This is a genomic window from Stenotrophomonas sp. STEN056 (assembly GCF_056759635.1).
In genome coordinates this window covers 1-24,159 of record NZ_JBRRDL010000027.1, presented here as the reverse complement: position 1 = coordinate 24,159, position 24,159 = coordinate 1, and the positions used below count along the sequence as shown (strand labels likewise).

At 64.0% G+C, this 24,159-nt stretch carries 21 protein-coding genes and 1 tRNA gene; 18 read left to right on the top strand and 4 right to left on the bottom strand.

The genetic code is table 11. From position 1 onward, the window contains the following. Positions 1–50: 50 nt before the first annotated feature. The 5 genes from murJ (at position 51) to ispH (ending at position 7,133) form a co-directional block, all read left to right on the top strand. Entirely contained in the window at positions 51–1,679 is a 1,629-nt protein-coding gene (gene murJ, locus ACVOLO_RS13735) for a murein biosynthesis integral membrane protein MurJ (RefSeq protein ID WP_481570872.1), read from the top strand. Between the two features lie 80 nt (positions 1,680–1,759). After that, on the top strand, positions 1,760–2,707 hold the full coding sequence (locus ACVOLO_RS13730; protein WP_481570871.1) for a bifunctional riboflavin kinase/FAD synthetase: 948 nt from the start codon (positions 1,760–1,762) through the stop codon (positions 2,705–2,707). Continuing rightward, a complete protein-coding gene (gene ileS, locus ACVOLO_RS13725) occupies positions 2,704–5,538 on the top strand; it encodes an isoleucine--tRNA ligase (RefSeq protein WP_481570870.1) in 2,835 nt (944 codons plus the stop codon). The genes ACVOLO_RS13730 and ileS overlap by 4 nt, the downstream gene beginning before the upstream one ends. An 84-nt stretch (positions 5,539–5,622) precedes the next feature. After that, positions 5,623–6,129, top strand: coding sequence for a signal peptidase II (gene lspA, locus ACVOLO_RS13720; protein ID WP_481570869.1), 507 nt, complete (start codon positions 5,623–5,625; stop codon positions 6,127–6,129). Between the two features lie 53 nt (positions 6,130–6,182). Beyond that, the gene (gene ispH / locus ACVOLO_RS13715) at positions 6,183–7,133 is read left to right on the top strand and encodes a 4-hydroxy-3-methylbut-2-enyl diphosphate reductase (protein ID WP_481570868.1); all 951 of its coding nucleotides are present in this window, start codon (positions 6,183–6,185) and stop codon (positions 7,131–7,133) included. Positions 7,134–7,143: 10 nt separating this feature from the next. Here ispH and ACVOLO_RS13710 read toward each other — a convergent pair whose 3' ends face one another. After that, on the bottom strand, positions 7,144–8,079 hold the full coding sequence (locus ACVOLO_RS13710; protein ID WP_481570867.1) for a LysR family transcriptional regulator: 936 nt from the start codon (positions 8,077–8,079) through the stop codon (positions 7,144–7,146). Positions 8,080–8,160: 81 nt separating this feature from the next. Here ACVOLO_RS13710 and ACVOLO_RS13705 point away from each other — a divergent pair, with 81 nt between their 5' ends. From ACVOLO_RS13705 to ACVOLO_RS13685, 5 genes are all read left to right on the top strand, one after another. Beyond that, entirely contained in the window at positions 8,161–9,774 is a 1,614-nt protein-coding gene (locus tag ACVOLO_RS13705; protein WP_481570866.1) for a GMC family oxidoreductase, read from the top strand. A gap of 1 nt (position 9,775) precedes the next feature. Beyond that, positions 9,776–10,033, top strand: coding sequence for a hypothetical protein (locus tag ACVOLO_RS13700; RefSeq protein ID WP_481570865.1), 258 nt, complete (start codon positions 9,776–9,778; stop codon positions 10,031–10,033). 13 nt (positions 10,034–10,046) lie between these two features. Then, the gene (locus tag ACVOLO_RS13695; protein WP_481570864.1) at positions 10,047–11,525 is read left to right on the top strand and encodes an aldehyde dehydrogenase family protein; all 1,479 of its coding nucleotides are present in this window, start codon (positions 10,047–10,049) and stop codon (positions 11,523–11,525) included. 43 nt (positions 11,526–11,568) lie between these two features. Beyond that, positions 11,569–12,462 (top strand): catalase, encoded by an 894-nt coding sequence (locus ACVOLO_RS13690; protein ID WP_481570863.1) that lies wholly within the window; start codon positions 11,569–11,571, stop codon positions 12,460–12,462. 115 nt (positions 12,463–12,577) lie between these two features. Further along, positions 12,578–12,653, top strand: a tRNA-Thr gene (locus ACVOLO_RS13685). A gap of 130 nt (positions 12,654–12,783) precedes the next feature. Here ACVOLO_RS13685 and ACVOLO_RS13680 read toward each other — a convergent pair. Further along, complete coding sequence (locus ACVOLO_RS13680; protein ID WP_481570862.1) at positions 12,784–13,125, bottom strand: hypothetical protein; 342 nt, start codon at positions 13,123–13,125, stop codon at positions 12,784–12,786. Between the two features lie 652 nt (positions 13,126–13,777). On the opposite strand from ACVOLO_RS13680, the gene cyoA reads away from it, so the two are divergent. From cyoA to ACVOLO_RS13645, 7 genes are all read left to right on the top strand, one after another. Further along, positions 13,778–14,830 (top strand): ubiquinol oxidase subunit II, encoded by a 1,053-nt coding sequence (gene cyoA, locus ACVOLO_RS13675; RefSeq protein ID WP_481570861.1) that lies wholly within the window; start codon positions 13,778–13,780, stop codon positions 14,828–14,830. Between the two features lie 2 nt (positions 14,831–14,832). Beyond that, a complete protein-coding gene (gene cyoB / locus ACVOLO_RS13670; RefSeq protein WP_481570860.1) occupies positions 14,833–16,830 on the top strand; it encodes a cytochrome o ubiquinol oxidase subunit I in 1,998 nt (665 codons plus the stop codon). Beyond that, positions 16,827–17,465 carry a cytochrome o ubiquinol oxidase subunit III gene (gene cyoC / locus ACVOLO_RS13665; protein ID WP_481570859.1) on the top strand — a complete coding sequence of 213 codons (639 nt, stop codon included), beginning with the start codon at positions 16,827–16,829 and terminating at the stop codon, positions 17,463–17,465. The genes cyoB and cyoC overlap by 4 nt, the downstream gene beginning before the upstream one ends. Beyond that, positions 17,465–17,803, top strand: a complete 339-nt coding sequence (cyoD, locus tag ACVOLO_RS13660; RefSeq protein ID WP_481570858.1) for a cytochrome o ubiquinol oxidase subunit IV — start codon at positions 17,465–17,467, stop codon at positions 17,801–17,803. Before cyoC ends, cyoD begins: the two co-directional genes overlap by 1 nt. A 348-nt stretch (positions 17,804–18,151) precedes the next feature. Continuing rightward, a complete protein-coding gene (locus tag ACVOLO_RS13655) occupies positions 18,152–19,036 on the top strand; it encodes an acyltransferase (protein ID WP_481570857.1) in 885 nt (294 codons plus the stop codon). A gap of 179 nt (positions 19,037–19,215) precedes the next feature. Next, positions 19,216–20,139, top strand: a complete 924-nt coding sequence (locus ACVOLO_RS13650) for a M14 family metallopeptidase (protein ID WP_481570856.1) — start codon at positions 19,216–19,218, stop codon at positions 20,137–20,139. A 223-nt stretch (positions 20,140–20,362) separates the two neighbouring features. Then, positions 20,363–21,115, top strand: coding sequence for a transporter (locus tag ACVOLO_RS13645; RefSeq protein WP_481570855.1), 753 nt, complete (start codon positions 20,363–20,365; stop codon positions 21,113–21,115). Between the two features lie 94 nt (positions 21,116–21,209). Here the strand turns inward: ACVOLO_RS13645 and ACVOLO_RS13640 are convergent, their stop codons facing one another. Then, positions 21,210–21,983, bottom strand: a complete 774-nt coding sequence (locus tag ACVOLO_RS13640; RefSeq protein ID WP_481570909.1) for an esterase/lipase family protein — start codon at positions 21,981–21,983, stop codon at positions 21,210–21,212. 387 nt (positions 21,984–22,370) lie between these two features. Beyond that, positions 22,371–23,276, bottom strand: a complete 906-nt coding sequence (locus ACVOLO_RS13635) for a LysR family transcriptional regulator ArgP (RefSeq protein ID WP_481570854.1) — start codon at positions 23,274–23,276, stop codon at positions 22,371–22,373. A gap of 134 nt (positions 23,277–23,410) precedes the next feature. Between ACVOLO_RS13635 and ACVOLO_RS13630 the strand changes: the two genes are divergently transcribed. Beyond that, complete coding sequence (locus tag ACVOLO_RS13630) at positions 23,411–24,046, top strand: LysE/ArgO family amino acid transporter (RefSeq protein WP_481570853.1); 636 nt, start codon at positions 23,411–23,413, stop codon at positions 24,044–24,046. Positions 24,047–24,159 lie beyond the last annotated feature (113 nt).

Genomic DNA, 24,159 nt, shown 5'->3' with positions numbered 1-24,159 from the left:
ATGATGGGTGGTCAGGTGAACGTCAAGTACCGTTGTCAAGAGGGAGTTTCATGAGCGGTCGTCTGCTCAAATCCACCGCAGTTTTCAGCTCCATGACGTTCCTGTCCCGCATCAGCGGGCTGGTGCGCGACCAAGTTTACGCGCATGTGTTCGGCGCCAGTGCAGCCATGGATGCATTCGTGGTTGCGTTCAGGATCCCGAACTTCATGCGGCGGCTGTCCGCGGAAGGTTCGTTCTCGATGGCTTTCGTGCCGGTGCTGGCCGAATACAAGGCCAAGGGCGACCACGCCGCCGTAAAGGCGCTGGTGGACCGGGTGACCGGGGCGCTGACGGCCTCGCTGCTGGTGATGACGGCCCTGGCCATTTTGTTGGCGCCCTGGTTGATGCGGGTGTTCGCGCCGGGCTTCACACCGGGCAGCGAGCAGGCCGAGCTGGCCACGCTGATGTTGCAGATCACCTTTCCCTACGCCTTGTTCATTTCGCTGGCATCGCTCGTGGCCGGGGTGCTGAACAGCTACCAGAGGTTCGCGATTCCGGCGCTCTCGCCGATTCTGCTGAACATCTCGATGATTGCCGCGGCACTGTGGCTGGTGCCGCACATGAAGGCGTGGGGTTTCGAGCCGGTGCTGGCATTGGCCTGGGGCGTACTCGCCGCGGGCGTCCTGCAGCTGGCATTTCAGTTGCCATCGCTGGCCCGCATTGGGCTGCTGCCCCGGCCCCGCCTGGATCTGGCCCATGCCGGCGTCCGCAAGATCATGAAGCTGATGGTGCCGACCTTGTTCGGCTCCTCGGTGGCCCAGGTCAACCTGCTGTTCAATACCCTGGCCGCATCCATGCTGATGGGCGGCAGTGTGACCTGGCTCTACTACAGCGACAGGTTGCTGGAATTCCCGCTGGGGATGTTCGGCGTGGCGATCGGAACCGTGATCCTGCCGCACCTGTCCAGCCGCCATGCCAGTGCCGACCCGGAGGGGTATTCCAAGGGGCTGGATTGGGGCTTCCGGCTGTGCCTGTTGATCGGCGTGCCGGCCTGTATTGGTCTGGTGCTCTGCGCCCAGCCGTTGTTGGCGACCTTGTTCCAGTACGGGCATTTCAAGGAGCGCGACATGCAGATGAGCAGCCTGAGCCTGATGGCCCAGTCCTTGGCGGTGCCTGCGTTCCTGTTGGTGAAGGTGCTGGCCCCGGCGTTCTATTCGCGGCAGGACACGCGGACCCCGGTGAAGGCGGCACTGGCCTCAATCACCATCAACATTGTCTGCACGGTGCTGCTGTTCGTGGCGATGTTCGCCTTCAGCCCGATGGGGCAGGCGGCGTTGGCCGCGGCCGACGGCAACTGGGTGCTTGCGCTCAAGAAGGTGGAGGGGGCGCATGCCCTGCTGGCGCTGGCCATCGCGGTGGCGGGCTGGGCCAACGCCCTGCAGCTGTGGTGGTACCTGCGCCGGGCGCAGGTCTATCAGCTGCAGCCCGGCTGGGGGCGGTTTCTGCTCCAGTTGGCGGTGGCCAGCGTGATGATGCTGGTTGTCGTGTTGGGCCTGCGCTTCCATTGGGCGGACTGGACGCCATGGGCGTGGTGGGAGCGCGCCTGGCGCCTGGCGGTCCTGGTCGGAAGTGGCGGGCTGGTCTATGCGGCAGGCTTGCTGCTGATGGGTTATCGGCCGCGTGAACTGCGCGGGCAGTAAGCCGATAGCAGGCCGGGCGCCGCTATACTGCCCGGCTACATATGACAGAACCGGCCCGGAACGGGCCGCAACCGGATTGAATGAGCAGGCTTTTTAGAGACGTTGAAGGCGGGGTGTTGTTCCCGCAGGGAAGCGTGGTCTGCATTGGTGCTTTCGACGGCCTGCACCTGGGCCACCGGGCGCTGGTGCGCCACGCGGTTGAGCGCGCCCGCGCGCTGGGGGTGCCTGCCGTGGCACTGGCGTTCGAGCCGCTGCCGCGCGAGTTCTTTGCCCGTGACAACCCGCCGCCGCGCCTGATGCTGGCCCGCGACAAGGTCGCCGCCCTGCGCGGGCTGGGGGTGGATAGCGTCGGTCTGCTGCGCTTTGACGCCAAGATGGCGGCCATCACTGCCGAGGATTTCGTGCGCGACATGCTGGTCCGCCGGCTGGGTGCGCGCGAAGTGTGGATCGGCCCCAAGTTCCATTTCGGCAACCGCCGGGGCGGCGACATCGCCCTGCTGCAGGCCATGGGCGCGGAGCTGGGTTTCGTGGCCGGGGAGATCGAGCCGGTGCACCTGAACGGCGAGCGTATTTCCAGCACCCGGATCCGCGAACTGTTGCGCGAAGGCAATTTCGCCCATGCCGGCGACCTGCTGGGGCGCCCGTACGCCATTGGCGGCCGGGTGGTGCGTGGGCAGCAGCTGGGGCGCACGCTGGGCTTCCCGACCGCCAACTTGCGTTTCCCGAAAACCCCCGCACTTTCTGGTATCTACGCCACGTGGGTGCACGGTGTTTTCGAGCAGCCGTGGCCGTCGGTGTCCAGCTTTGGCACGCGCCCGACCGTGCAGGGCGTGGAGCCGCTGCTGGAAGCCCACTTGTTCGATTTCCAGGGTGACCTGTACGGTCGCCACATCGAAGTGGAATTCGTTGCCAAGTTGCGCGACGAAGAAAAGTTCAACGATCTGCCGGCGCTGACCGAGCAGATGCACCGCGACGCCGAACAGGCGCGTCGCATCCTTTCCGAACACAGATTGCGAGCCACCGCGTGAGCCAGGACTACAAAGCCACTCTCCACCTGCCGGCAACGGAATTCCCGATGCGCGGCGACCTGCCCAAGCGCGAGCCGGGCATCCTGGCGCGCTGGGAAGAGCAGGGCATTTACGCGCAGCTTCGCGAGAACGCGAAGGGACGCCCGTTGTTCGTGCTGCACGACGGCCCGCCGTATGCCAATGGCCAGATCCACCTGGGCCATGCGGTCAACAAGATCCTCAAGGACATCATCGTCAAGTCGCGTTACCTGGCGGGCTTTGATGCGCCGTATGTGCCGGGCTGGGACTGCCATGGCCTGCCGATCGAGATCGCGGTCGAAAAGAAGTGGGGCAAGGTCGGCACCAAGCTGGATGCCGAGCAGTTCCGCCAGAAGTGCCGTGAATATGCCGAAGAGCAGATCGACATCCAGCGCCGCGATTTCAAGCGCCTGGGCGTGATTGGCGATTGGGACAACCCGTACAAGACGCTGAGCTTCGACTTCGAGGCCAACGAGATCCGCGCGCTGGCCAAGGTGGTCGCCAATGGCCACCTGGTGCGCGGCGCCAAGCCGGTGTACTGGTGCTTCGACTGCGGCTCGGCGCTGGCCGAAGCCGAGATCGAATACCAGGACAAGACCTCGCCGGCCATCGACGTGGCTTACGCCGCACGTGACTCCAAACAGCTGGCTGCCAGCTTTGGTGTGACGCTGCCGGCCGGCGTGGAAGTCGCGGTGCCGATCTGGACCACCACACCGTGGACGCTGCCGGCCTCGCTGGCGGTGTCGCTGGGTGCGGAGATCGAATACGTGCTGGTCGAAGGCCCGGCGCACAACGGCCAGCCGCGCTGGCTGGTGTTGGCTGCCGCGCTGGCCGAGCGGTCACTGGCGCGCTACGGCATTGCCGAGGTGGTCGTGCATGGGCGTGCGCCGGGTTCGGCGCTGGACCGGCAGTTGCTGGCCCATCCGTTCTATGCCGAACGCGATATCCCGCTGCTCAACGGCGAGCATGTGTCCGATGCCGACGGCACGGGTGCGGTGCATACCGCGCCCGGTCATGGCCAGGAGGACTACGCGGTCAGTGCCGCCTACGGTCTGCTGGAGCAGTACAACGCTGGGCAGATCAATCCCATCGACGGTGCCGGCGTGTATCTGCCGTCGACGCCGGCGGCGGGCGCACTGACGCTGGCCGGGCTGCATATCTGGAAGGCGCAGCCGCTGATCATCGACGCGCTGCGTGACAGCGGCGCGTTGCTGGCCTTTGTCGAAATCCAGCACAGCTACCCGCATTGCTGGCGACACAAGAAGACCCCGCTGGTGTTCCGTGCCACGCCGCAGTGGTTCATCTCGATGGACAAGGCCGGCCTGCGCAGCGATGCGATGAAGGCCATCGACACCGTGGGCTGGTTCCCGAGCTGGGGCAAGGCGCGCATCGCCAGCATGGTCGAGGGCCGTCCGGACTGGACGATCTCGCGCCAGCGTACCTGGGGCGTGCCGATTGCATTGTTCATGCATCGCGAAACCGGCGAGCTGCACCCGCGCACCGTTGAGCTGATGCAGCAGGTGGCCGACCGTGTGGAGCAGGGCGGCATCGACGTCTGGTATTCGCTGGATGCGGCCGAACTGCTGGGCGATGAGGCCGCGCAGTACGAGAAGGTCACCGACATCCTCGATGTCTGGTTCGACTCGGGCGTCACCCATGAAGGCGTGCTGTTGGCACGCGGGTTCGGCAAGCCGGCCGATTTGTACCTGGAAGGTTCGGACCAGCACCGTGGCTGGTTCCAGTCCTCGCTGCTGACCGGCGTGGCGATCGACAAGGCCGCCCCGTACAAGCAGTGCCTGACCCACGGTTTCACCGTGGACGAGCACGGCCGCAAGATGTCCAAGTCGCTGGGCAACGGCATCGAGCCGCAGGACATCATGAACAAGCTGGGCGCGGACATTCTGCGCCTGTGGATCGCCTCGGCCGACTACAGCAACGAGATGTCGCTGTCGCAGGAAATCCTCAAGCGCAATGCCGATGCCTACCGCCGCCTGCGCAACACCGCGCGCTTCCTGCTGGGCAACCTGGATGGTTTCGATCCGGGCCAGCACCTGCTGCCGCTGAAGGACATGGTCGCGCTGGATGCGTGGATCGTGCACCGCGCGTTTGAGCTGCAGGAGAAGATCAAGGCGGCCTACGCCAACTACAACATGGCCGAGATCGTGCAGCTGCTGCTGAACTTCTGCAGCGTTGACCTTGGCTCGTTGTATCTGGATGTGACCAAGGACCGCCTGTATACGATGCCGGAGAACTCGCGCGGGCGTCGCTCGGCGCAGAGTGCGATGTTCCACATCGCCGAGGCATTCGTGCGCTGGGTGGCGCCGATCCTGACCTTCACCGCCGAAGAGCTGTGGGGTTACCTGCCGGGCAAGCGTGCCGACAACGTGTTGTTCACCACCTGGTACGACGGTCTGGCACCGCTGCCGGCCGACGCGCAACTCAATGCGGCGGATTTCGACCAGTTGCTGGCGCTGCGCGAGCAGGTGTCCAAGGTGCTGGAGCCGATGCGTGCCAATGGCGCCATCGGTGCGGCGTTGGAGGCGGAGATCACCGTCGCTGCGAATGAGGAGCAGGCCGCGCGCTGGCAGCCGCTGGCCGAGGAAATGCGCTTCCTGTTCATCAGTGGCGATGTGAACGTGCGCCCGGCGACTACCGATGAGGTGTTCGTCAGCGCCCAGCCGACCGAAAAGGCCAAGTGCGTGCGCTGCTGGCACTACCGCGCCGACGTTGGCTCAGTGGCTGCGCATCCGGAGTTGTGTGGCCGCTGCGTCAACAACATCGATGGTGCGGGCGAGGACCGTCGCTGGTTCTAAGGCCGGCGAGGGTAGGCAAAGGTGAGGTGCGGGCACGGGTTTCATGCCTGCACCTCTTCAGGTGAATTTTTACGGGTGTATTCCATGCAGGCCAAAGCCGTTAAACCCAATGCGTTGATCTGGTTGCTGCTTTCGGCAGTGGTGATCGGCCTGGACCAGTGGAGCAAGGCGTGGGTGCTGAGCAGCCTGCCCGAGTTCACGGCGGTGCCGGTGATCGATGGTTTCTGGAACTGGTACCGCACCTACAACACAGGTGCCGCATTCAGCTTCCTCAGTGATGCCGGCGGCTGGCAGTTGTGGTTCTTCACTTTTCTGGCCGTGGCAATCAGCGGCCTGATGGCGTGGTGGCTGTCGCAGACGGCGCGCGGCAACTGGCGGGCGGCACTGCCGTATGCGCTGGTGATCGGCGGTGCCATCGGCAACGTCATCGACCGCCAGATCCACGGCCATGTGGTGGACTTCATCCAGTGGTATGTCGGTGACAACTACTGGCCGTCGTTCAACCTGGCGGACTCGGCGATTGTTGCCGGCGCCATTGGTATCGCAGTGTTCGGTTTGTTTGACGGAAAATCCGGCAAAAAGGCCGGATAATCCACCCACTTGTTTCTGCATGACCGGCGTGTGCCGGCTGGACTGTCTGACTGATGGATGTACTGCTCGCCAATCCCCGTGGCTTCTGCGCCGGTGTTGACCGTGCCATCGAGATCGTCAAGCGTGCGATCGAGACGCTTGGCGCACCGATCTACGTGCGTCATGAAGTGGTGCACAACCGTTTCGTGGTGGATGACCTGAAAGCGCGCGGCGCCATCTTCGTCGAGGAACTGGACGAAGTGCCGGACGGCAACACCGTCATCTTCAGCGCGCATGGTGTTTCCCAGGCGGTGCGTGCAGAAGCCGACCGTCGTGGCCTGAAGGTCTTCGACGCGACCTGCCCGCTGGTGACCAAGGTGCATCTGGAAGTGGCGCGCCATTGCCGTGCCGGCCGCGACGTGGTGCTGATCGGCCACGAAGGCCACCCGGAAGTGGAAGGCACCATGGGCCAGTGGAGCCGCGAAAAGGGCCAGGGCCACATCTATCTGGTGGAGAGCGTGGAGGACGTGCAGGCGTTGCAGGTCAGCCAGCCGGAGAACTTCGCCTACACCACGCAGACCACGCTGTCGGTGGATGACACGCGCGCGGTGATCGAAGCATTGCGCAAGCACTTCCCGGCCATCCAGGGCCCGAAGAACGACGACATCTGCTATGCCACGCAGAACCGCCAGGACGCGGTGCGCGACCTGGCGCAGCGTTGCGATCTGGTGCTGGTGGTCGGTTCGCCGAACAGCTCCAATTCCAACCGGCTGGCTGAGTTGGCCCGTCGCGAAGGCGTGGAGTCGTACCTGATCGACGGCGCCCACGAAATCAAGCCCGAATGGGTGGCCGGCAAGCAGCATATCGGCCTGACCGCAGGCGCGTCCGCGCCGCAGGTGCTGGTGGATGGCGTCATCGCACGGCTGCGCGAGCTGGGGGCCGATGGGCTTTCCGAACTGGATGGCGAGCCCGAATCGATGGTGTTCGCACTGCCCAAGGAACTGCGCCTGCGCCTGGTCGATTGACCCGCGCTGTCTATTCCTTCGGATTGGACGGCGGATAAAGCTGCGCGCAGAGGCGTGCGGCGATGAAGTCGATGAAGGCACGGATGCGGGGAACCTGGCCGAACATCTGCGGCCAGACCAGGGCAACGCTGCCACGTTCCATTGCATGGTTCTGCAATACTTGCTGCAGGCGGCCTGCGGCGATCTCTTCCTGCACCAGGTAAGCCGGCGCCTGGGCGATGCCCAACTCCGCAAGCGCAGCGGCGGCGATGGCTTCTTCGTCGTTGAGGATGGTCGCCGCCATCGGTGACCTGAAAGGCGCGTTGCCTTTGAACAGCCAAGCCTCCACGCGCCCGCTGCACGGCTGGCGATAGTGGATGCAACAGTGCCTGAGGAGGTCGGCCGGCGTAGCGGGGATGCCTCGTTTGCGCAGGTAGTTGGGGGCGGCGAACGTGATGAGCCCAAGCGGGCCCAATCGTCGTGCCTGCAGACCGCAGTCTTTCAGTTCGCCCAGCCACAACGCCACGTCGTAGCCTTCCTCGACCAGGTCCGGCCGCCGATCCTCAAGGGTGAGGCTGACCATCACCTCTGGAAAGCGTTGCTGGAAATCAACCATGGCCGGCAACACGATCCGCCGGCCTATCACGGTGGGCAGGCTGACCTTCAGCGGGCCGCGCGGCGTGCGTTCCAGCAGATGCAGCTCGCGCTCGGCTTCGTGCAGGTTCCTGATGATGTTCACCGCGTGCCGATAGAGCACTTCACCTTCGCCGGTCAGCGACAGCGCGTGCGTTGTGCGGTTGAGCAGGCGTGCGCCAAGGCGCAGTTCCAGCCGGTCTATCGCTTTGCCAACGGCCGATGCCGACAGGCCAAGCTGACGGCTTGCGGCTGAAAAGCCGCGCGCCTCCACCGCGGTGGCGAATGCGACAAGGCCACTGAGCGATTCAAACGATGTCAGAGGGTTCGACATTCTGTCGGCAATGTTCGGACTGCAAAACCTCTTCCGTCAAACGCGCAGGTAATCAACCATGGATTACGGCAGGCACGGGCGGTGTACCTGTTTCGGCAGGCGAACAGTGCCCCGTTGCAACGGCGCATCAGCGAGGGCGAGCGGATGGGTACTGGGCAGACATCGCAACCGGGGCAGGAGCTGCACGGGCTTGAAGTTGACTGCATCGTGGTGGGTGCGGGCTCGGCAGGTGCGGTGATGGCGGCGCGCTTGAGTGAAGATCCGCATCGACGCGTGTTGTTGCTGGAAGCAGGCCCTTCCTATGCGCCGGACGCGTATCCGGACCCGGTACGCCTGCAGCACATCATCGGCGGCGACGCCGCGCATGACTGGGGTTATGCCGCCGAGCCAGGTCGGAACGACGTGTGCCTGCCGCTGCCACGAGGCAAGGTGCTGGGCGGTTCGTCGGCCATCAACGCCGGTGTGGCGATGCGCGCGCCAGCCGGCGACTTCGCACGCTGGGCCAAGGCCGGGCTTGAACATTGGGAAGCCTCGGACGTACTGCCGTTTTTCCAGAGAAGTGAACGCACCGTGCATGGCGACGACGCGGTGCATGGGCGCAGCGGGCCGTGGCCGATCCACTACCTGCAGGACGATGAAATCTCGGACATGCAACGCGCATTCATCGCCTCGGCCGTGCAGGCCGGCTTTACGCACGTGCGTGATTTCAACGGCGCACAGCCCTTCGGTGTGGGCGCGTATCCCATGAACAACCGCATGGGCGTGCGGCTCAATACCGGCATGACCTATCTTTCATCGGAAGTCCGCGCGCGGCCAAATCTGACCATTCGTGCACAGCAACTGGTGGATCGCGTTGAGATCGATCACCGCCGGGCCGTGGCAGTACGGCTCGCCGATGGTCAACGCGTTGCGGCAAGGGAAATCGTGCTGTGCGCGGGCGCCTACGGCACGCCGGCCATCCTGCTGCGCTCGGGCATCGGGCCGGCGGCGGACCTGCGGGCGCTTGATATCGAAGTGGTGGCCGACCTGCCGGTGGGGCAGCGCCTGCAGGAGCATCCGTTCTTTTACACAACCTGGGCCGCGCACCCGCAGAAACTGGGCCTGCCGTTGCCGCCAGTGGGCGCGATACTGTGGGCGCAATCTTCGCAGGCGGCGCTGGGCGTTGGCGACCTGCATGTCTCGGCCGTGCATTACGGCGACCCGGCCAGCTCGCCAACGGGCGCCATCTTCATCCTGGCGCTGGCGCTGACCCGGCCGCGCTCGTTGGGAACAGTGACGCTGCGTTCGCGCGCCCCGGCCGTTGCACCGCGCATCGACTTGAATCTGCTTGCCGACGTGCGCGACCGGCGCGTGATGGTGGAAGGAATCGAATTGATCCGACGCATCGCACGGCAGGGACCGTTGGCAGGGATCATTGCCGAAGAGATGGTTCCGGGAGTGGCGGCGAATGGCTACGACGCTCTCGAATCCGCACTTCCAGCGGCCCTGGATATCTACCATCACCCCACCTCCACCGCACCGATGGGCGGTGCACACGACCGGCATGCGGTGACGGATTATCAAGGGCGGGTGCGTGGCATCGATGGTCTGCGGATTGCCGATGCCTCTTCCTTCCCCGACGTGCCCTGCGTGGCAACCAACCCGACAGTCATCATGTTGGCCGAGCGCATCAGCCAGTGGATGCGGGACGGTTGAGGTGACGCTGCGCGCGGCCATCATCGAGCGGCTCAAACACACGGCGCTGATCTGGCTGGCGGTCTATCCCAGTGTGGTGCTGGTGTTGAGCCTGGCCGGCGATCGTCTCGCGCATTGGCCGTTGCCGCTGCGGGTGCTGGCTTCGACGCTGGTCATCGTGCCGGTGGTGGTCAACATCAGTTCGCCGCTGGTGCAGGCGCTGGTGACCGCGTTGGGCGTGGCATTGCGCAGGCATTGCCAACAGCGTCGTAGACAATGACAGGAGCGCTTCCATGGCTGTGATTTCAACATCACCTATCCATCTGCCGTGCGCCGCCAACTGGATCAACGGCGTCGCACGCTTTGACGGCGTGCTCAAGGAATCGATCAATCCGGCGACCTATGAGGTCATCGGTCGTTATCCCGACAACGGTCTTGCTGTGGCGACGGAGGCCGTTGCGGCAGCGTTGACCGCGTTCCAGCAGACGGCCTGGGCGCATGACCATGAACTGCGTGCGCGTGTGCTGGAAAAGCTGGCCATGGCTTTTGAACGCAATCGCAGCCGGCTGCAGCAGATGCTCTCGCTGGAGAACGGCAAGGTCATGCGCGAAGCGGCGTTTGAGCTGGACATGGTGCCCAGCAAGCTGCGCTACGCCGGTGCGTGCGCAATGACGGAGGCTGGGCGCGCACTGCGTCCCAAGCCTGGTCGCATCTCGATGCTGCTGCGCCAGCCGATGGGAGTGGCTGCGGTCATCGCGCCGTGGAATTCGCCGGTGGTGTTGACCATCCGCTCACTGGCGCCGGCGCTGGCGGCCGGTTGCACGGTGGTGATCAAACTGCCTGCGCAGGTGGCACAGACCGCCAGCCTCATGGCCAACATTATGGCCGAGGTGGACGAGCTTCCGCCCGGGGTGATCAACCTGTTCTTCGAGTCTGGCCCCGAAGGTTCCGCCTATCTGATCGACGCGCCACAGGTGCCGGTGGTCAGCTTCACCGGCTCCACGCGCACCGGCCGCGCGATTTCCGCCGTGGGCGCGCGACATCTCAAGCGGTTTGGCATGGAGCTGGGCGGCAAGACGCCGATGATCGTGTTTGACGATGCCGATCTGGAAGCCGCCTTGCCGGTACTGGAGAAGGCGCTGACGGTGTTCGCGGGCCAGTTCTGCATGACAGGTGCGCGGTTGCTGGTGCAGCAGGGCATCTACGACACCCTGCGCGAGCGCATGGCAGCGCGGCTGCGTGCGGTCAATGTCGGGCCGGCCTGTGATCCGAACAGTGACATGGGCCCCTTGATCGATCGCGACAACGTCGAGCGCGTGGAGCAGGTGGTGGAGGCCGCCATTGCGGCCGGGGCACGGGTGGTGGAGCGGGGCGGAGCGGTTGGTCATGGCGTACTGGCGCGGGGCGCGTTCTTCCGGCCGGCGCTGCTGGAGGTGTTCGACAACGGCCTGGACATCATCCAGCAGGAGACGTTTGGCCCGGTGCTGACCTTGCAGCGCTTCACCGATGAAGCCCAGGCCATCGGCCTGGCAAACGACAACCCCTATGGCTTGGCGGCCAGCATCTGGACGCGCGACATGGATCGCGCATTGCGCGTGGCGCAGGCCATCGATGCCGGCTCGGTGTGGATCAACGACTGGGCGCAGGTGTTTGATGGCACCGAAGAAGGCGGCTTCAAGCAATCCGGGCTGGGGCGCTTGAACGGCCTTGCCGCCCTTGAAGACTTCGTGGAGTACAAGCACATCGCCTTGCATCCTAGGCTCGCACGGTAGGGCGTTTGCCGCGATTGCCTGGCGATATCGCAGGAGCGCAACAATGGAACTGGAGATGGCCCGGGCGCTGCTTGAGGCGTTGCACGCGGGCGCGCAGGGAAATGGTCGCGAACGGGTCAACCATGCCCGTGGCATTGTCGTGGAAGGGCGCTTCCGCGCGACGCCTGCTGCGTCGCAGTGGTGCCTGGCGGAAATTTTTTCCGGGAAGGAACAGCGGGTGCTGGCGCGCTTTTCAAGCTCCGGCGCGGACAGCCTTATCGATCAGCGCAGCCCATTGGCCGAGCCGCGCGGCTTGGCCCTGCGCATCGGCGGCGGCAAGGCGATGACGCTGGTCGGGCATTCCATTGAAGGGTTTCCGGCGGCCAGCCCTGAGCAGTTTCTGGCAGTGTTGCAGGCGCTGAGTGCAGGCCAGCGCGGCGCGGCGGGCGATCCCGCACCATTGACGGAATGCCCTCTGTTGAACCGTTTTGAGGCATTGCGTCGGCAAGCCCCGGCGCGCAGCTTCACCGCGTTGGATTACCACATGCTGCACCCGTATCGGTTGACTGCCGCAGACGGGCAGGCGCAGGTCGGGCGGTTGAGCATTCATGCCGCCGGTTCCCATGCGGTGCTTGATCCGTTGGATGGCCCGGATTGCCTGGACAAGCGCCTGCGCCATGAACTGTCCGAGACCGCGGCGGTATTGGCGATGCGCTTTACCCCGGTTCCCGAAGGCGTGGACCCGGGCGACCTGAGTGCAGCCTGGAATCCGTCGTTGCCCGGCGTGACACTGGGCCATCTGTGGCTGGAGCGGGTGGCTCCGCGCCAGGCCGCGCAGCGGCGGCTGGTGTTCGATCCGGCTGCGCTGCCGCCAGGCATTGCCTTTGCCGGTGATCCGATGGTGCACACACGGCTGCAGGTCTATCGGCTGGCAGCGATGCAGCGGCTGCGGCGCTGAATCGGCAGGCCGGGGCATCGCCGGGCCTATGCTTGCCGGCCAGAAAAGGCCTGTTGCGGCCGGCCAAGGCCATGGCTTGACCACGGCGTTCACAATTGCCTACAATCTGCGGCTCGCCGGAATAGCTCAGTTGGTAGAGCGGCGCATTCGTAATGCGTAGGTCGTAGGTTCGATTCCTATTTCCGGCACCAGATCAGGCCCGCCTTGTGCGGGCCTTTTCTGTGGGCGGAACCTGCAGTGGATATGCATGCAATGCAATTCCCTGCAATGCTGTCCGGTGTAGCGGTGCGGGTAGCTTCGCGCTGCCTGCCGTCGGGCATGTCAGCCTCCTATGTCCCTGGGCGTGCGCGCAACCTGTACAGCGCTGACGCTGCTGCCGTCCCTGGAGTCGAGCGTGACGAACCAGTTGACCGGCGTGGGCGATGCGGTGGTGCGTTGCGCTGGTGCGGGCTCGGCCGGTGTCGCGGTGAGGCACAAGGTGGAGGATTGCAGGTCCTGCGATGAGGGTTCGGTCGGGTTGCAGGTGAAGCCCTGCGCCGAAAGGGCGCCGGTTGCTTCTGCCAGCGGTGCCCCGATCGGTGCCCACTGCGCCAGTTGCGTTCTTGCATCTGCAGCCGACTGCTGGAAGCGGAACGTGGAGGAGGGGGGATCGACGTCACTCATGGCGGAACATCCTGTCGCCGCCTGCAGGGAAATCATCAGCATCCCAATTGGGCGAGCCGCGTGCAGTAAACGAAACGATGCCGGCGCGGGGGCGGGAATCGATGGGAGCTTGCCGGGTCTCATTGGCTCTCCTGGTACCGGAGCAAGATTTGAGGCTTTTTGAGTCTCTTACATCGGATGTTATTTGCTGACTCACATCCATTAACCGATGTCGTGGAGTTCGCCCGGTGATCGTATTTCACCGATGCGGGCAACTGATTTACCATGGCGCCCCCTGGTTGCGAAGGTGCCGGCTGTTGCATGGATTCGGCGACCTTGGGGGCCGGAAGTGTCGTCCGCGATGGTCGAGGGCAAGGCGGCTTGACTTTGCCGATCCTGCTACGTCGCCTGCGCGGCTGCTGGTGACTTGCAACAGTCGGGGCTGCGACAGTGGGCCGCAGGTGCGACAACATGTCGCATGTCCGGGGGGCGGTTTCCTGCGCGAAATCATTGTCAATGCCTATCTTAAGTGTTGCGTGAAGGCCTAAAATTGCGGCGCTGAATCCGACACTCCCATGCTCGCGTTCCCCTGGAGGCAATCTCCGGGCGCACATCCGCGCAAGCGCGCACGGGACTGCCGGGGGCAGTTACTCCCTCGCAATTGGATCGACCGATGATTCCGTTGAAAACCCTTGGGCGCCTGCTGCGCCCGGGCCTTATTGTTGCCATGGCCGTCATGATGACGGGCTGCGACTGGGCCTTGTTTGACCCCAAAGGCCAGATCGCCCGGGACGAACTCACGCTGCTGATCACCTGCACGGTGCTGATGCTGCTGGTCGTCATCCCGGTGATCGTGATGACACTGGTGTTCGCGTGGAAGTACCGCGCATCCAATACCAAGGCCCGTTATGAGCCCGAGTGGTCGCACTCCACCGCCATTGAAGTGGTGGTCTGGTCGATCCCGTGCATGATCATTCTGGTGCTGGCCGTGCTGACCTGGCGCTCCTCGCACGCGCTTGATCCGTACAAGCCACTGGAGTCGGACGCCAAGCCGGTGCAGATCGAGGCGATCTCGCTGGACTGGAAGTGGCTGTTCGTCTACCCGGAAGAGAACATCGCCGTGGTCAACGAGCTGACCTTCCCGGTCAACACGCCACTGAACTTCAAGCTCACCGCCGATTCGGTGATGAACGCGTTCTTCATTCCGCATCTGGGCAGCATGATCTACTCGATGGCCGGCATGGAAACCAAGCTGCACCTGATCGCCGATGAGGCAGGCAGCTATGAAGGCCGTTCCTCGCATTACAGCGGTGCCGGCTTCAGCAAGATGCACTTCCTCGCCCACGCCGTGAGCAATGAGGAATACCAGGCATGGCTGGCCAAGGTGCGTGGCGATGCCAAGGCAATGGACCAGAAGTCCTTTGACGAGCTGGCCGCTGAAAAGAACCATGACTACTACCCGGTGACCTACTACGGCAGCACCGAGGCAGGCCTGTTCGACGCGATCATGGCCAAGCACATGGGCGAGAGCCACCACTTCGGCATGAAGCATGACAAGGCGATGTCGCACGACGCCACGGGCCACGGCGCGATGAACCATGAAGCCATGGATCACGACGCCATGGGCCACGACGGTCATGGTGCCGCTGCTGCTGGTCACGCCGGTCACAATGCAAACGAGCCAGCCGAAGCCGCGCATGCCGGCCACGGTCCCTCGGGAGAATGACGATGCTTGGAAAACTCTCTCTTGATTCACTGCCGCACGATCCCATCGTGCTCACCACGCTGATCGGCGCGATCCTGGGTGGCCTGGCCGTTGTTGCCGCCATTACCAAGTTCAAGCTGTGGGGCTACCTGTGGAAGGAGTGGTTCACCTCGGTGGACCACAAGAAGATCGGTGTCATGTACCTGATCGTGGCGTTCGTGATGCTGCTGCGCGGCTTCTCCGATGCCATCATGATGCGTGCCCAGCAGGCCGTGGCCGCCGGCGGTGCGGAGGGCTACCTGCCGCCGCACCACTACGACCAGATCTTCACCGCGCACGGCGTGATCATGATCTTCTTCGTGGCCATGCCGCTGATCACGGGTTTGATGAACCTGGTGGTGCCGCTGCAGATCGGCGCGCGCGACGTTGCCTTCCCGTTCCTGAACTCGCTGAGCTTCTGGCTGTTCGTCGCAGGCTGCGGCCTAATGATGATCTCGCTGTGGATCGGTGAGTTCGCGGCGACCGGCTGGCTGGCGTTCCCGCCGTTGTCCGGGCTGGAATACAGTCCAAGCGTCGGCATGGATTACTACATCTGGGCACTGCAGGTGTCTGGCCTGGGTACCACGCTGAGCGGCATCAACTTCTTCATCACCATCCTCAAGATGCGTACCCCGGGTATGCCGCTGATGAAGATGCCGGTGTTCAGCTGGACTGCACTGGTGACCAACGTGCTGATCATCGCCGCTTTCCCGGTGCTGACCATCACCCTGGTGCTGCTGACCCTGGACCGTTACCTGGGCATGCACTTCTTCACCAATGACAGCGGCGGCAACGCCATGCTGTACATCAACCTGATCTGGATCTGGGGCCACCCGGAGGTCTACATCCTGGTGCTGCCGGCATTTGGTGTGTTCTCCGAAGTGATCGCCACGTTCTCGCGCAAGACCCTGTTCGGTTACAAGGGCATGGTCTACGCCACCTGTGCCATTGGTGTGCTGTCGTTCCTGGTGTGGCTGCACCACTTCTTCACCATGGGCTCCGGTGCCAACGTCAATGCCTTCTTCGGCATCACGACGATGATCATCTCGATCCCTACGGGCGTGAAGATCTTCAACTGGCTGTTCACGATGTACCGCGGCCGCGTGCACTTCACCTCGCCGGTGTTGTGGACGATCGGCTTCATGATCACCTTCGTCATCGGCGGCATGACCGGCGTGATGCTGGCGATCCCGGCCATCGACTTCGTGCTGCACAACTCGCTGTTCCTGATTGCCCACTTCCACAACGTCATCATTGGCGGCGTGGTGTTCGGCATGTTCGCCGGCATCACCTACTGGTGGCCGAAGATGTTCGGCTTCAAGCTTGACGAAACCTGGGGCAAGCGCGCGTTCTGGGGCTGGTTCATCGGCTTCTACGTGGCCTTCATGCCGCTGTACGCACTGGGCTTCATGGGTGCTACGCGTCGTATGCAGAGCTACCCGAACATGGACTACCAGCCGTACTTCGTGGTGGCCGCCGTCGGTGCCGCGATCATTGCCCTGGGCATCCTGTGCCAGGTGATCCAGATCGCCGTGTCCATCCGCGACCGCAAGAAGAACGTCGACCTGACCGGCGATCCGTGGGATGCCCGTACCCTGGAATGGGAAACCGCTTCCCCGGTGCAGTTCTACAACTTCGCCGTCCTGCCCAAGGGCGAGGAGCTGGACGATTTCTGGCAGCGCAAGCAGCGTGGCGAGGCATGGCCCCGTCCGGCCAAGTACAGCGACATCCACATGCCGAGGAACACCGGCACGGGTGTTGTCATCGGCGCCTTCAGCCTGGTGCTGGGCTTTGCGATGGTCTGGCACATCTGGTGGCTGGCCATCGTCGGCCTGGTCGGCATGATCGGTACCTTCATCTACCGCACCTTCGACAAGGACGTGGATTACTGGGTGCCGGCCGCTGAAGTCGAACGTATCGAGAATGAACACCACAAGCACCTGGTTGCCCAGGGCCTGGTGAAGAACGAGGTGAAGGCATGAGCACCAACGCCCACACGATGACCCACGGCGCCGCAGCTCACGCTGCGGGCCATGGCGATGACCATCACGAGCATCACGACACCGGCGAGAACACCATCTTCGGTTTCTGGGTGTACCTGATGAGCGATCTGCTCATCTTCGCCACCCTGTTCGTCACCTATGTGGTGCTGTCCGGCGGCACCAACGGTGGCCCGGCCGCGAAGGAACTGTTCGACCTGTCCTTCGTTGCCTGGGAAACCGCGCTGCTGCTGGTGTCCTCGCTGACCTTTGGCCTGGGCATGATCGCCATGCACCAGGCCAAGCAGGGCCAGATGTTCTTCTGGCTGGCCATCACCTGGCTGCTGGGCCTGGGCTTCATGAGCATGGAAATCTGGGAGTTCAATCACCTGATCCACCAGGGTAATGGCCCCGGCGAGAGTGCCTTCCTGTCGGCGTTCTTTGCCCTGGTTGGTACCCACGGCCTGCACGTGAGTGCTGGCATGCTGTGGCTGCTGGTGATGTTCATCCAGCTCAAGCGTGACGGCCTGACCCCGCGCAACAAGACCCGCATGGCGTGCCTGAGCCTGTTCTGGCACTTCCTGGATCTGGTCTGGATCGGCGTGTTCTCTGTCGTCTACCTGTCGGGAGCTATGTAATGTCCGCACATGACAATCATGCACACGGTGCCGGCGGCGAGAGCCACGGCAGCGTCAAGTCCTACCTGATCGGCTTCGTGCTGGCTGCGGTGCTCACCATCATCCCGTTCTGGGTGGTGATGAGCGGTGGCCTGTCCAGCTTTGCCACCGGCGCGGTGATCGTGGTTGCAGGCATCCTGCAGCTGCTGGTGCACTTGGTGTTCTTCCTGCACCTGGACCGTTCCTCGGCACAGCGCTGGAACGTCAATGCCGGCATGTTCACCCTGGTGGTGATCGGCATCATCGTGCTGGGCACGCTGTGGGTCATGTGGAACATGAACTACCACATGATGGGCTGAGCGGGCTGACCGCCAGTGCCAGGACAAAGGCCGCCGCAAGGCGGCCTTTGTCGTTTCCGGACAGGTGTCGAAGGGGCGTGGGCAGGAAGAGACTGTGCGGAGAGGCGGTGCGGTGAGGGCAGGGGCAGGGCAACGGGCGGTTGTGTCCGCTCTTCCCCTGTTCCTGCAGTGCCCGGGCAGACCGCTCCCGGCGGTCAGCGGGTCGGAGGTTTTGCCGTCCCTGTCCTGTGCTCAAGGAGGCCGAATCCGGTGCCGGCCAATTTCCGCCTGCCACGGGGATTCATCGGTTACCGCGTCCCCGGCGTTTGCTACCCTGTCCTCCTTTCGGACTGATGCCCGGTGTTTTTTATGGTGTGGTTGCGTGTTGCCCTGGTTCTGCCGTTGATTGCCATCAACACGTTGGTGCATTGCCTGCCGTTGTTCGTGGTTGCTCTGGTGAAGGCCGTGCTGCCGTTTCAGGTGGTGCGTCGGGCCTGCAACCCGTTGCTGACGGGTTTGGCCGAGAGCTGGATCAGCGTCAACAGCACCATGATCCACCTGTTCACCCGCACCCGCTTCGAGGTCAACGGGCTTGCCGACCTTGATCGCAATGGGCATTACCTGGTGTTGGCCAACCATCAGAGCTGGGTGGACATCCTGGTGCTGCAGAAGGTGTTCAACCGCCGCATTCCGCTGCTGCGTTTTTTCCTGAAGCGCTCGTTGTTCTGGGTGCCGGTGCTGGGCCTGGCCTGGTGGGCGCTGGACTTCCCCTTCATGGGCCGCTACACGCGCAAGCAGATTGCAAAGAACCCCGAACTGGGCCGCCGAGACATGGAAGTTACCCGCAAGGCCTGCGAGAAGTTCAGCAGCATTCCGGTGGCGGTGATGAATTTTGTCGAAGGCACGCGCTTCACGCCGGAAAAGCATGACGGGCAAAACTCACCCTTCATGCACCTGCTCAAGCCAAAGTCCGGTGGCGTGGCCTTCGTGCTGGACGCGATGGGCAAGGGGCTGCATGCCTTGCTGGATGTGACCATCGTCTACCCCAAGGGCATTCCGTCGATGATCGACTTGATGGCGAACCGTCTGCCTGAGGTGAAAGTGCTGGTGCGCAAGCTGCCGATTCCCGCCGAGCTGATGGGCGGCAATTACCAGGACGACCGCACCTATCGCGCGCAGTTCCAGCAGTGGATGAACAGCCTGTGGGTGCAGAAGGACGCGGAGATCGCGGCGATGCTTCAAGGCAAGGCCTGAGCCTGCCTTGGCCGTGGAATTGCAAAGGCCCCGAAAGGGGCCTTTGTCGTTGCGGCGTGATGCATTTTCGTCACTGAAGCGGGGGCGGTACATTTCCGGAGCGCGAGTTCGGCCCAACGGTAGGCGCGTCAGCTTGGGTGTAGAGTGCGCGCCTGACCGTCAACTCAGTGAGGAACTGTATGAACACTGCTGCTGCTTTCTATCCCGTAGGCACACCGGGCCAGCCCTGGGGGGCGCCGGAGCGCACGCAGTGGCTGCAGCGCCAGGTGGTGCAGCGCAGCCATGCAGATGAAGTGGTGTCGAAGATCGACGCACTGCGTGAACGCTTTGATGTTTCTCAATACGGCGAACTGGACTATCCCTCCGGCCGCTACCCGTTGCTTGCCGTGCGCAGTCGCAACTGGGACGATGCCTTGCCGGTGATGTTGGTGACAGGTGGCGTGCACGGCTACGAAACCAGCGGCGTGCAGGGTGCTCTGCAGTTCCTTGATCAACGGGCCGCCGAGTACGCAGGCCGTTGCAATCTGTTGGTGGTGCCCTGCGTGAGCCCGTGGGGTTACGAGCGCATCCAGCGTTGGAACGCCTTGGCGCTGGACCCGAACCGTTCGTTCGTGACCGACAGCCCCGCGCCGGAATCGGCGGCGTTGATGGCATTGGTGGTGCCGCTGAAAGGCCGCATCGTGATGCATATCGACCTGCACGAGACCACCGATACCGACGAAACCGAGTTCCGCCCGGCACTTGCCGCCCGCGACGGCAAGCCTTTCGAGCCGGGCGAAATTCCCGATGGTTTCTATCTGGTGGATGACAGCGAGAACCGCCAGCCTGCGTTCCAGCAGGCGGTCAATGCGGAGGTGGCCAAGGTCACCCACATTGCGCCGGCCGACGCACGCGGGGAAATCATTGGTTCGCCGGTGGTTGCGCCCGGGGTGATCGAATATCCGCTCAAGGCCCTGGGGCTGTGTGCCAGCGTGAGTGGCGCGCGTTACACCACCACGACCGAGGTGTATCCGGACAGCCCGAAAGCCACACCGCAGCAGTGCAACGATGCGCAGGTGGCGGCGGTGGTCGGTGCGCTGGATTACGCGTTGAGCAACGGCTGAAGATGTTTGTGCTTGGCTGAGGGGCGGTGGGTTGGAGGGTAGGGCAAGAGCGGAAGGCGGCCCTCATCCGCCCTTCGGGCACCTTCTCCCGCTCATTGCGGGAGAAGGGAAGCCAGCAGCAAGAGCAAAGGCCAAAGCCAACTTACCGCGCGTGGCAAGCCGCAGAGCAAAGCAGGCGGCCACTTCACACGGCTGCTGCACACGCCCATGGGAGGATTCCTTCATGAATCCTCAGCCCGTGACATTTCTGTTCCTCGGCTTGATCAGCCTGCCTGCATGGGCCGCTGAAGCGCCTGAGTACGACCGTCCCGGTATCGGTTTTTCCACCCGTACGGTGGGCAAAGGGGTCTTTGCCTGGGAGCAGGGTTTGCCCGACGGCAGTCGCGATCGCAGTGATGGCATCACCACCACCGCATGGACCGCCGCCACGCTGTTGCGCCTGGGCGTGTCTGAAACCGTCGAGATCCAGCTCGGTGCCGACACCTGGAGCAGCCTGCGCGTGCGTGGTGCGGGCATCAACACGCGTGACAGCGGAGGCGGCGATGGCAACATTGCGGTGAAGTGGGCGCCGGCGCTGCACGGTGATCGGTTCTCGCTGGCGTTCAAAGGTGGCGCAACGCTGCCGTGGGGAAGCGCGCCGCTGGGGGATGGCGGCGATGACTACGATCTTGGCGTTACCGCGGCGTGGGCCCTGTCCGGCGACACCAGCCTGGCCTTGTATGTCGACCGGCAATGGGGTGACAGCGGCAAGGGCTGGTTGTTCTCGCCCAGCTATGGGTTTGCCCTGGGCGAGAATGTGTCCGCCTATGTCGAAGGCGGCTATGGCACCGGCGTGCAGTACATGCGTGCGGCCGGCGCCGGCGTGACCTGGATGGCTACGCCGCGCCTGCAACTGGATGCCTCTTTCCTGCGCGGGCTGGATGAGGAAACCATCGATTGGCAAGGCGGCGTCGGCTTGGCCCTGTATTTCGATTGAACCATTGCTCAGCGGTTGACCACCGGGCCATGTACGCCGCTGTAGCCGGCGCCACAGTTGCTGGTGCAGTCGCTGGTGAGCATGTTGCGCACGATCAAGCCGGCGTTGTTCTTGGAACGGAAGTGGCCCACGCCGCTGCTGGTGTCGCCACCGCCCAGGTTGTACGGAGCGCCATCGCTCCAGTCCCAGTCGAAGCTGTAGGCACTGCTGCCTGCACCGATATCCACCTGTGCACGAACATTGGCGGCGCTGTTGAACAGCGCGCCATCGCTGCAGCCGCTGCTGTAGCTGGTGGTGAAGCAGTGCACCTGGTCGCGCAGGCCGGCGGTGATCGTATAGAAGCCGATGCCGGTGTAGGTGGCCGGGAACGTGCGCAGGCTGCCGCTGCCACTGCCGGTCCAGCGGTTGTAGCCGTAGTAGGCAACGCCAGTGCTCGGGTACAGGCCGAAGGTGTAGTAGTCATACGGGAAGACATAGGCCTCGGCGTTGCAGGTCGTTGCCAGTGTCGATTGGTAGCCGGTGCTGCGGCAGGTCTGCAGCCCGCGCAGCCCCCGGCGATATTGACGAAGCGCCGCACGCTGCCCTGGTAGCCGTGGTACTTGATCGTGGCCAGCGCCATCGTGGAACCCAGTGAATGCGTCACCAGGTCCACCTGGCTTTTGCCGGTGTATGCCTTCACTTTGTCGATGAATGTCTTGATGACCTGATAGCGCGACGGCGCGTGGTAGTTGTACTGGGGTGCGGCGCGCTCGCTGGCGCTGAGGTAGGTGATGCCAAACAGTTCGCAATCGTTGTAGCCGGCGGCCTTGAGTTCGGCATAGATCGAGCGCGGTGGTGTGGTATAGCCGCTGACCGCGCCTGCCGGCATGTCGAAGCTGATGGCGCTGTCGCCGTTGCCGGGGATGAACACCACCGGCGTTCGGGTTGCAGTGCAACTGCCGCCGCCAAAACCACCCTGGCCAACGCCGGGGTTGAAGCCGCCGGCATATTGGGTGGCGGTGCCGGTGCAGGTATAGCCATTGTTGCCGCCGCAATCGAGCGCGCCTGCCGTGCCGGGCGTCAGCAACGCGGCGGCCAGGGCCAGTGGGGCGGCAACGGTGCCGAGAAACCCTGCAGCCAGGGCGGGGATGGATCGGGTGATCGACATGCGGCAGCTCCGGTCGGGTGATCGCGTTGGATCAGCCGAGCATCGGCTTGCTGGTGCTGCTCCGGCAGTGTCCTTTGGGGAAACTTGCAGCGCAGCATCGTCATGTACTTACTTGCGGCTGCGCACCAGCATGGTCGAGGCCTGCAGGATGGCGCGGGTCAGCAACGCCATGGTTTTGACCTCGCCCTTCCAGTGCTGCCAGTACAGCGGCACGTCCTCCCAGGCGCGGGCTTTCACATAGACCAAGCGGCCGCTTTCCAGGTGGCGGCGTACCAATGGCAGCGGGTTCATGGTCCAGCCCAGGCCGCCCAGGTTGGCGTGGACAAAGGCGCGGGTGGAGGGAATCCACCAGGTCGGGGCATTCAATGGCTGGGTGATGTCGGCCAAACGCCGCGCGTAGCGGGCCTGCAGGTCGTCCTTGCGGTTGAAGACCAGCACGGGCGCCTGCGCCAGTGATTGCGCGTTCACCCCTTTGGAAAAGTAGCGCGCGTGGAATTCGGGGGTGCAGGTGGCCGCGTAGCGGATGCTGCCCAGGGCGTGGATCTGACAGCCCTGCACCGGCTCGGACAGCGTGGTCACCGCGCCCAGCACCGCGCCCTGGCGCAGCAGGGCCACGGTGTGGTCCTGGTCTTCGGTGTGCAGGTCCAGCGTGGTGCTGGTGGTCTGAGAAAAGGTCTGCACGGCTTCAGGGAACCAGGTTTCCATGCTGTCGTGGTTGACGGCCACGGCGATGCTGGCCCGGCTCAGCTCGGCGTCGCTCAGGCCGATGCGCTCGAAGGCGTCCCGCTCCAGCAGGGCGGTCTGTTCGGCCAGTTGCACCAGCACCTGGCCCTCGGGCGTGGCCTCGGTGGGAATGCTGCGCTTGACCAGCAGCTTGCCCACGCGGTCTTCCAGCGCCTTGATCCGCTGCGAGATGGCCGAGGCGGTGACATTCAATGACAGCGCGGCGCGCTCGAAGCTGCCTTCGCGGATGACCGCCGCCAGGGCACGCAGCTGTGAATGGTCAATACGCATGTCTTAAGTTTTGCTAAGGATGGTTAACGAAGTTTAGCTCTACTTTTCAATGTTGCGCTGCGACAATTGCCGCATCCCGCCGCTGCGGCGGACATTCCTGCAGCGGCCCTCCCCCAAGTAAAGGCAGTTCCCCCATGTTTTCCGTTGTTTCCGCACAGGCCGCCGGTAGCGCCTGGCTCAGTGGTGCCGGCATCGGCATCGGTTTGTTTGCCATCGTGGGAGCGCAGAGTGCGTTCATCCTGCGCCAGGGCATCATGCGCCAGCACGTCATCCCGATCATCGCCACCTGTTTTGCCATCGACGCGGTCTTCATCCTGGCCAGCGTGGCCGGGCTGCGCACGTTGACCGAGCAGATGCCGTGGCTGACCACGGTGCTGCTGTGGGGCGGCGTGGCGTTTCTGGGCTGGTATGCACTGCAGTCGGCGCGGCGGGCGATGTCCGGCGGTGGCGGCATGCAGTTGGACGACAATGCCGAGCAATCGCTGCGCACCGCGCTGCTGGCAGCAGCAGGCTTCTCGATCATCAACCCGCACTTCTGGCTGGACATGATGGTGATCGGCTCGATCGCCGACAACTTTGGTGAGTCGCGCATGGCCTTTGCTGCCGGCGTGGTCACGGCCAGCGGTATCTGGCTGACCGCACAGGGCCTGGGGGCCCGCCTGCTGGCGCCGTTGTTCACCAAGCAGTCCACCTGGCGTGTGCTCGACGGCACCATCGCCGTGATCCTGAGCGTGCTGGCGCTGACCCTGGCAGTGCGCGGCGCCGGCTGAAAACAGCAGGCTCTGCCACTGGTGGTTCACAACGAGGGCGCCCCGGCCGGCTGCAGGGGGGCCCCTCGGTGATTGGGCCGCCGGGGGGCCGCGCGCACCGCTGGGCCCACGCG

What these genes read in the sequence shown, in the direction of transcription:
- murJ (WP_481570872.1), top strand. Translation starts at nt 51, where the DNA reads ATGAGCGGTCGTCTGCTCAAATCCACCGCAGTTTTCAGCTCCATGACG.
- ACVOLO_RS13730 (WP_481570871.1), top strand. Translation starts at nt 1,760, where the DNA reads ATGAGCAGGCTTTTTAGAGACGTTGAAGGCGGGGTGTTGTTCCCGCAG.
- lspA (WP_481570869.1), top strand. Translation starts at nt 5,623, where the DNA reads ATGCAGGCCAAAGCCGTTAAACCCAATGCGTTGATCTGGTTGCTGCTT.
- ispH (WP_481570868.1), top strand. Translation starts at nt 6,183, where the DNA reads ATGGATGTACTGCTCGCCAATCCCCGTGGCTTCTGCGCCGGTGTTGAC.
- ACVOLO_RS13710 (WP_481570867.1), bottom strand. Translation starts at nt 8,079, where the DNA reads ATGTCGAACCCTCTGACATCGTTTGAATCGCTCAGTGGCCTTGTCGCA.
- ACVOLO_RS13695 (WP_481570864.1), top strand. Translation starts at nt 10,047, where the DNA reads ATGGCTGTGATTTCAACATCACCTATCCATCTGCCGTGCGCCGCCAAC.
- ACVOLO_RS13690 (WP_481570863.1), top strand. Translation starts at nt 11,569, where the DNA reads ATGGAACTGGAGATGGCCCGGGCGCTGCTTGAGGCGTTGCACGCGGGC.
- ACVOLO_RS13680 (WP_481570862.1), bottom strand. Translation starts at nt 13,125, where the DNA reads ATGAGTGACGTCGATCCCCCCTCCTCCACGTTCCGCTTCCAGCAGTCG.
- cyoA (WP_481570861.1), top strand. Translation starts at nt 13,778, where the DNA reads ATGATTCCGTTGAAAACCCTTGGGCGCCTGCTGCGCCCGGGCCTTATT.
- cyoB (WP_481570860.1), top strand. Translation starts at nt 14,833, where the DNA reads ATGCTTGGAAAACTCTCTCTTGATTCACTGCCGCACGATCCCATCGTG.
- cyoC (WP_481570859.1), top strand. Translation starts at nt 16,827, where the DNA reads ATGAGCACCAACGCCCACACGATGACCCACGGCGCCGCAGCTCACGCT.
- cyoD (WP_481570858.1), top strand. Translation starts at nt 17,465, where the DNA reads ATGTCCGCACATGACAATCATGCACACGGTGCCGGCGGCGAGAGCCAC.
- ACVOLO_RS13655 (WP_481570857.1), top strand. Translation starts at nt 18,152, where the DNA reads ATGGTGTGGTTGCGTGTTGCCCTGGTTCTGCCGTTGATTGCCATCAAC.
- ACVOLO_RS13650 (WP_481570856.1), top strand. Translation starts at nt 19,216, where the DNA reads ATGAACACTGCTGCTGCTTTCTATCCCGTAGGCACACCGGGCCAGCCC.
- ACVOLO_RS13645 (WP_481570855.1), top strand. Translation starts at nt 20,363, where the DNA reads ATGAATCCTCAGCCCGTGACATTTCTGTTCCTCGGCTTGATCAGCCTG.
- ACVOLO_RS13640 (WP_481570909.1), bottom strand. Translation starts at nt 21,983, where the DNA reads ATGCCGGCAGGCGCGGTCAGCGGCTATACCACACCACCGCGCTCGATC.
- ACVOLO_RS13635 (WP_481570854.1), bottom strand. Translation starts at nt 23,276, where the DNA reads ATGCGTATTGACCATTCACAGCTGCGTGCCCTGGCGGCGGTCATCCGC.
- ACVOLO_RS13630 (WP_481570853.1), top strand. Translation starts at nt 23,411, where the DNA reads ATGTTTTCCGTTGTTTCCGCACAGGCCGCCGGTAGCGCCTGGCTCAGT.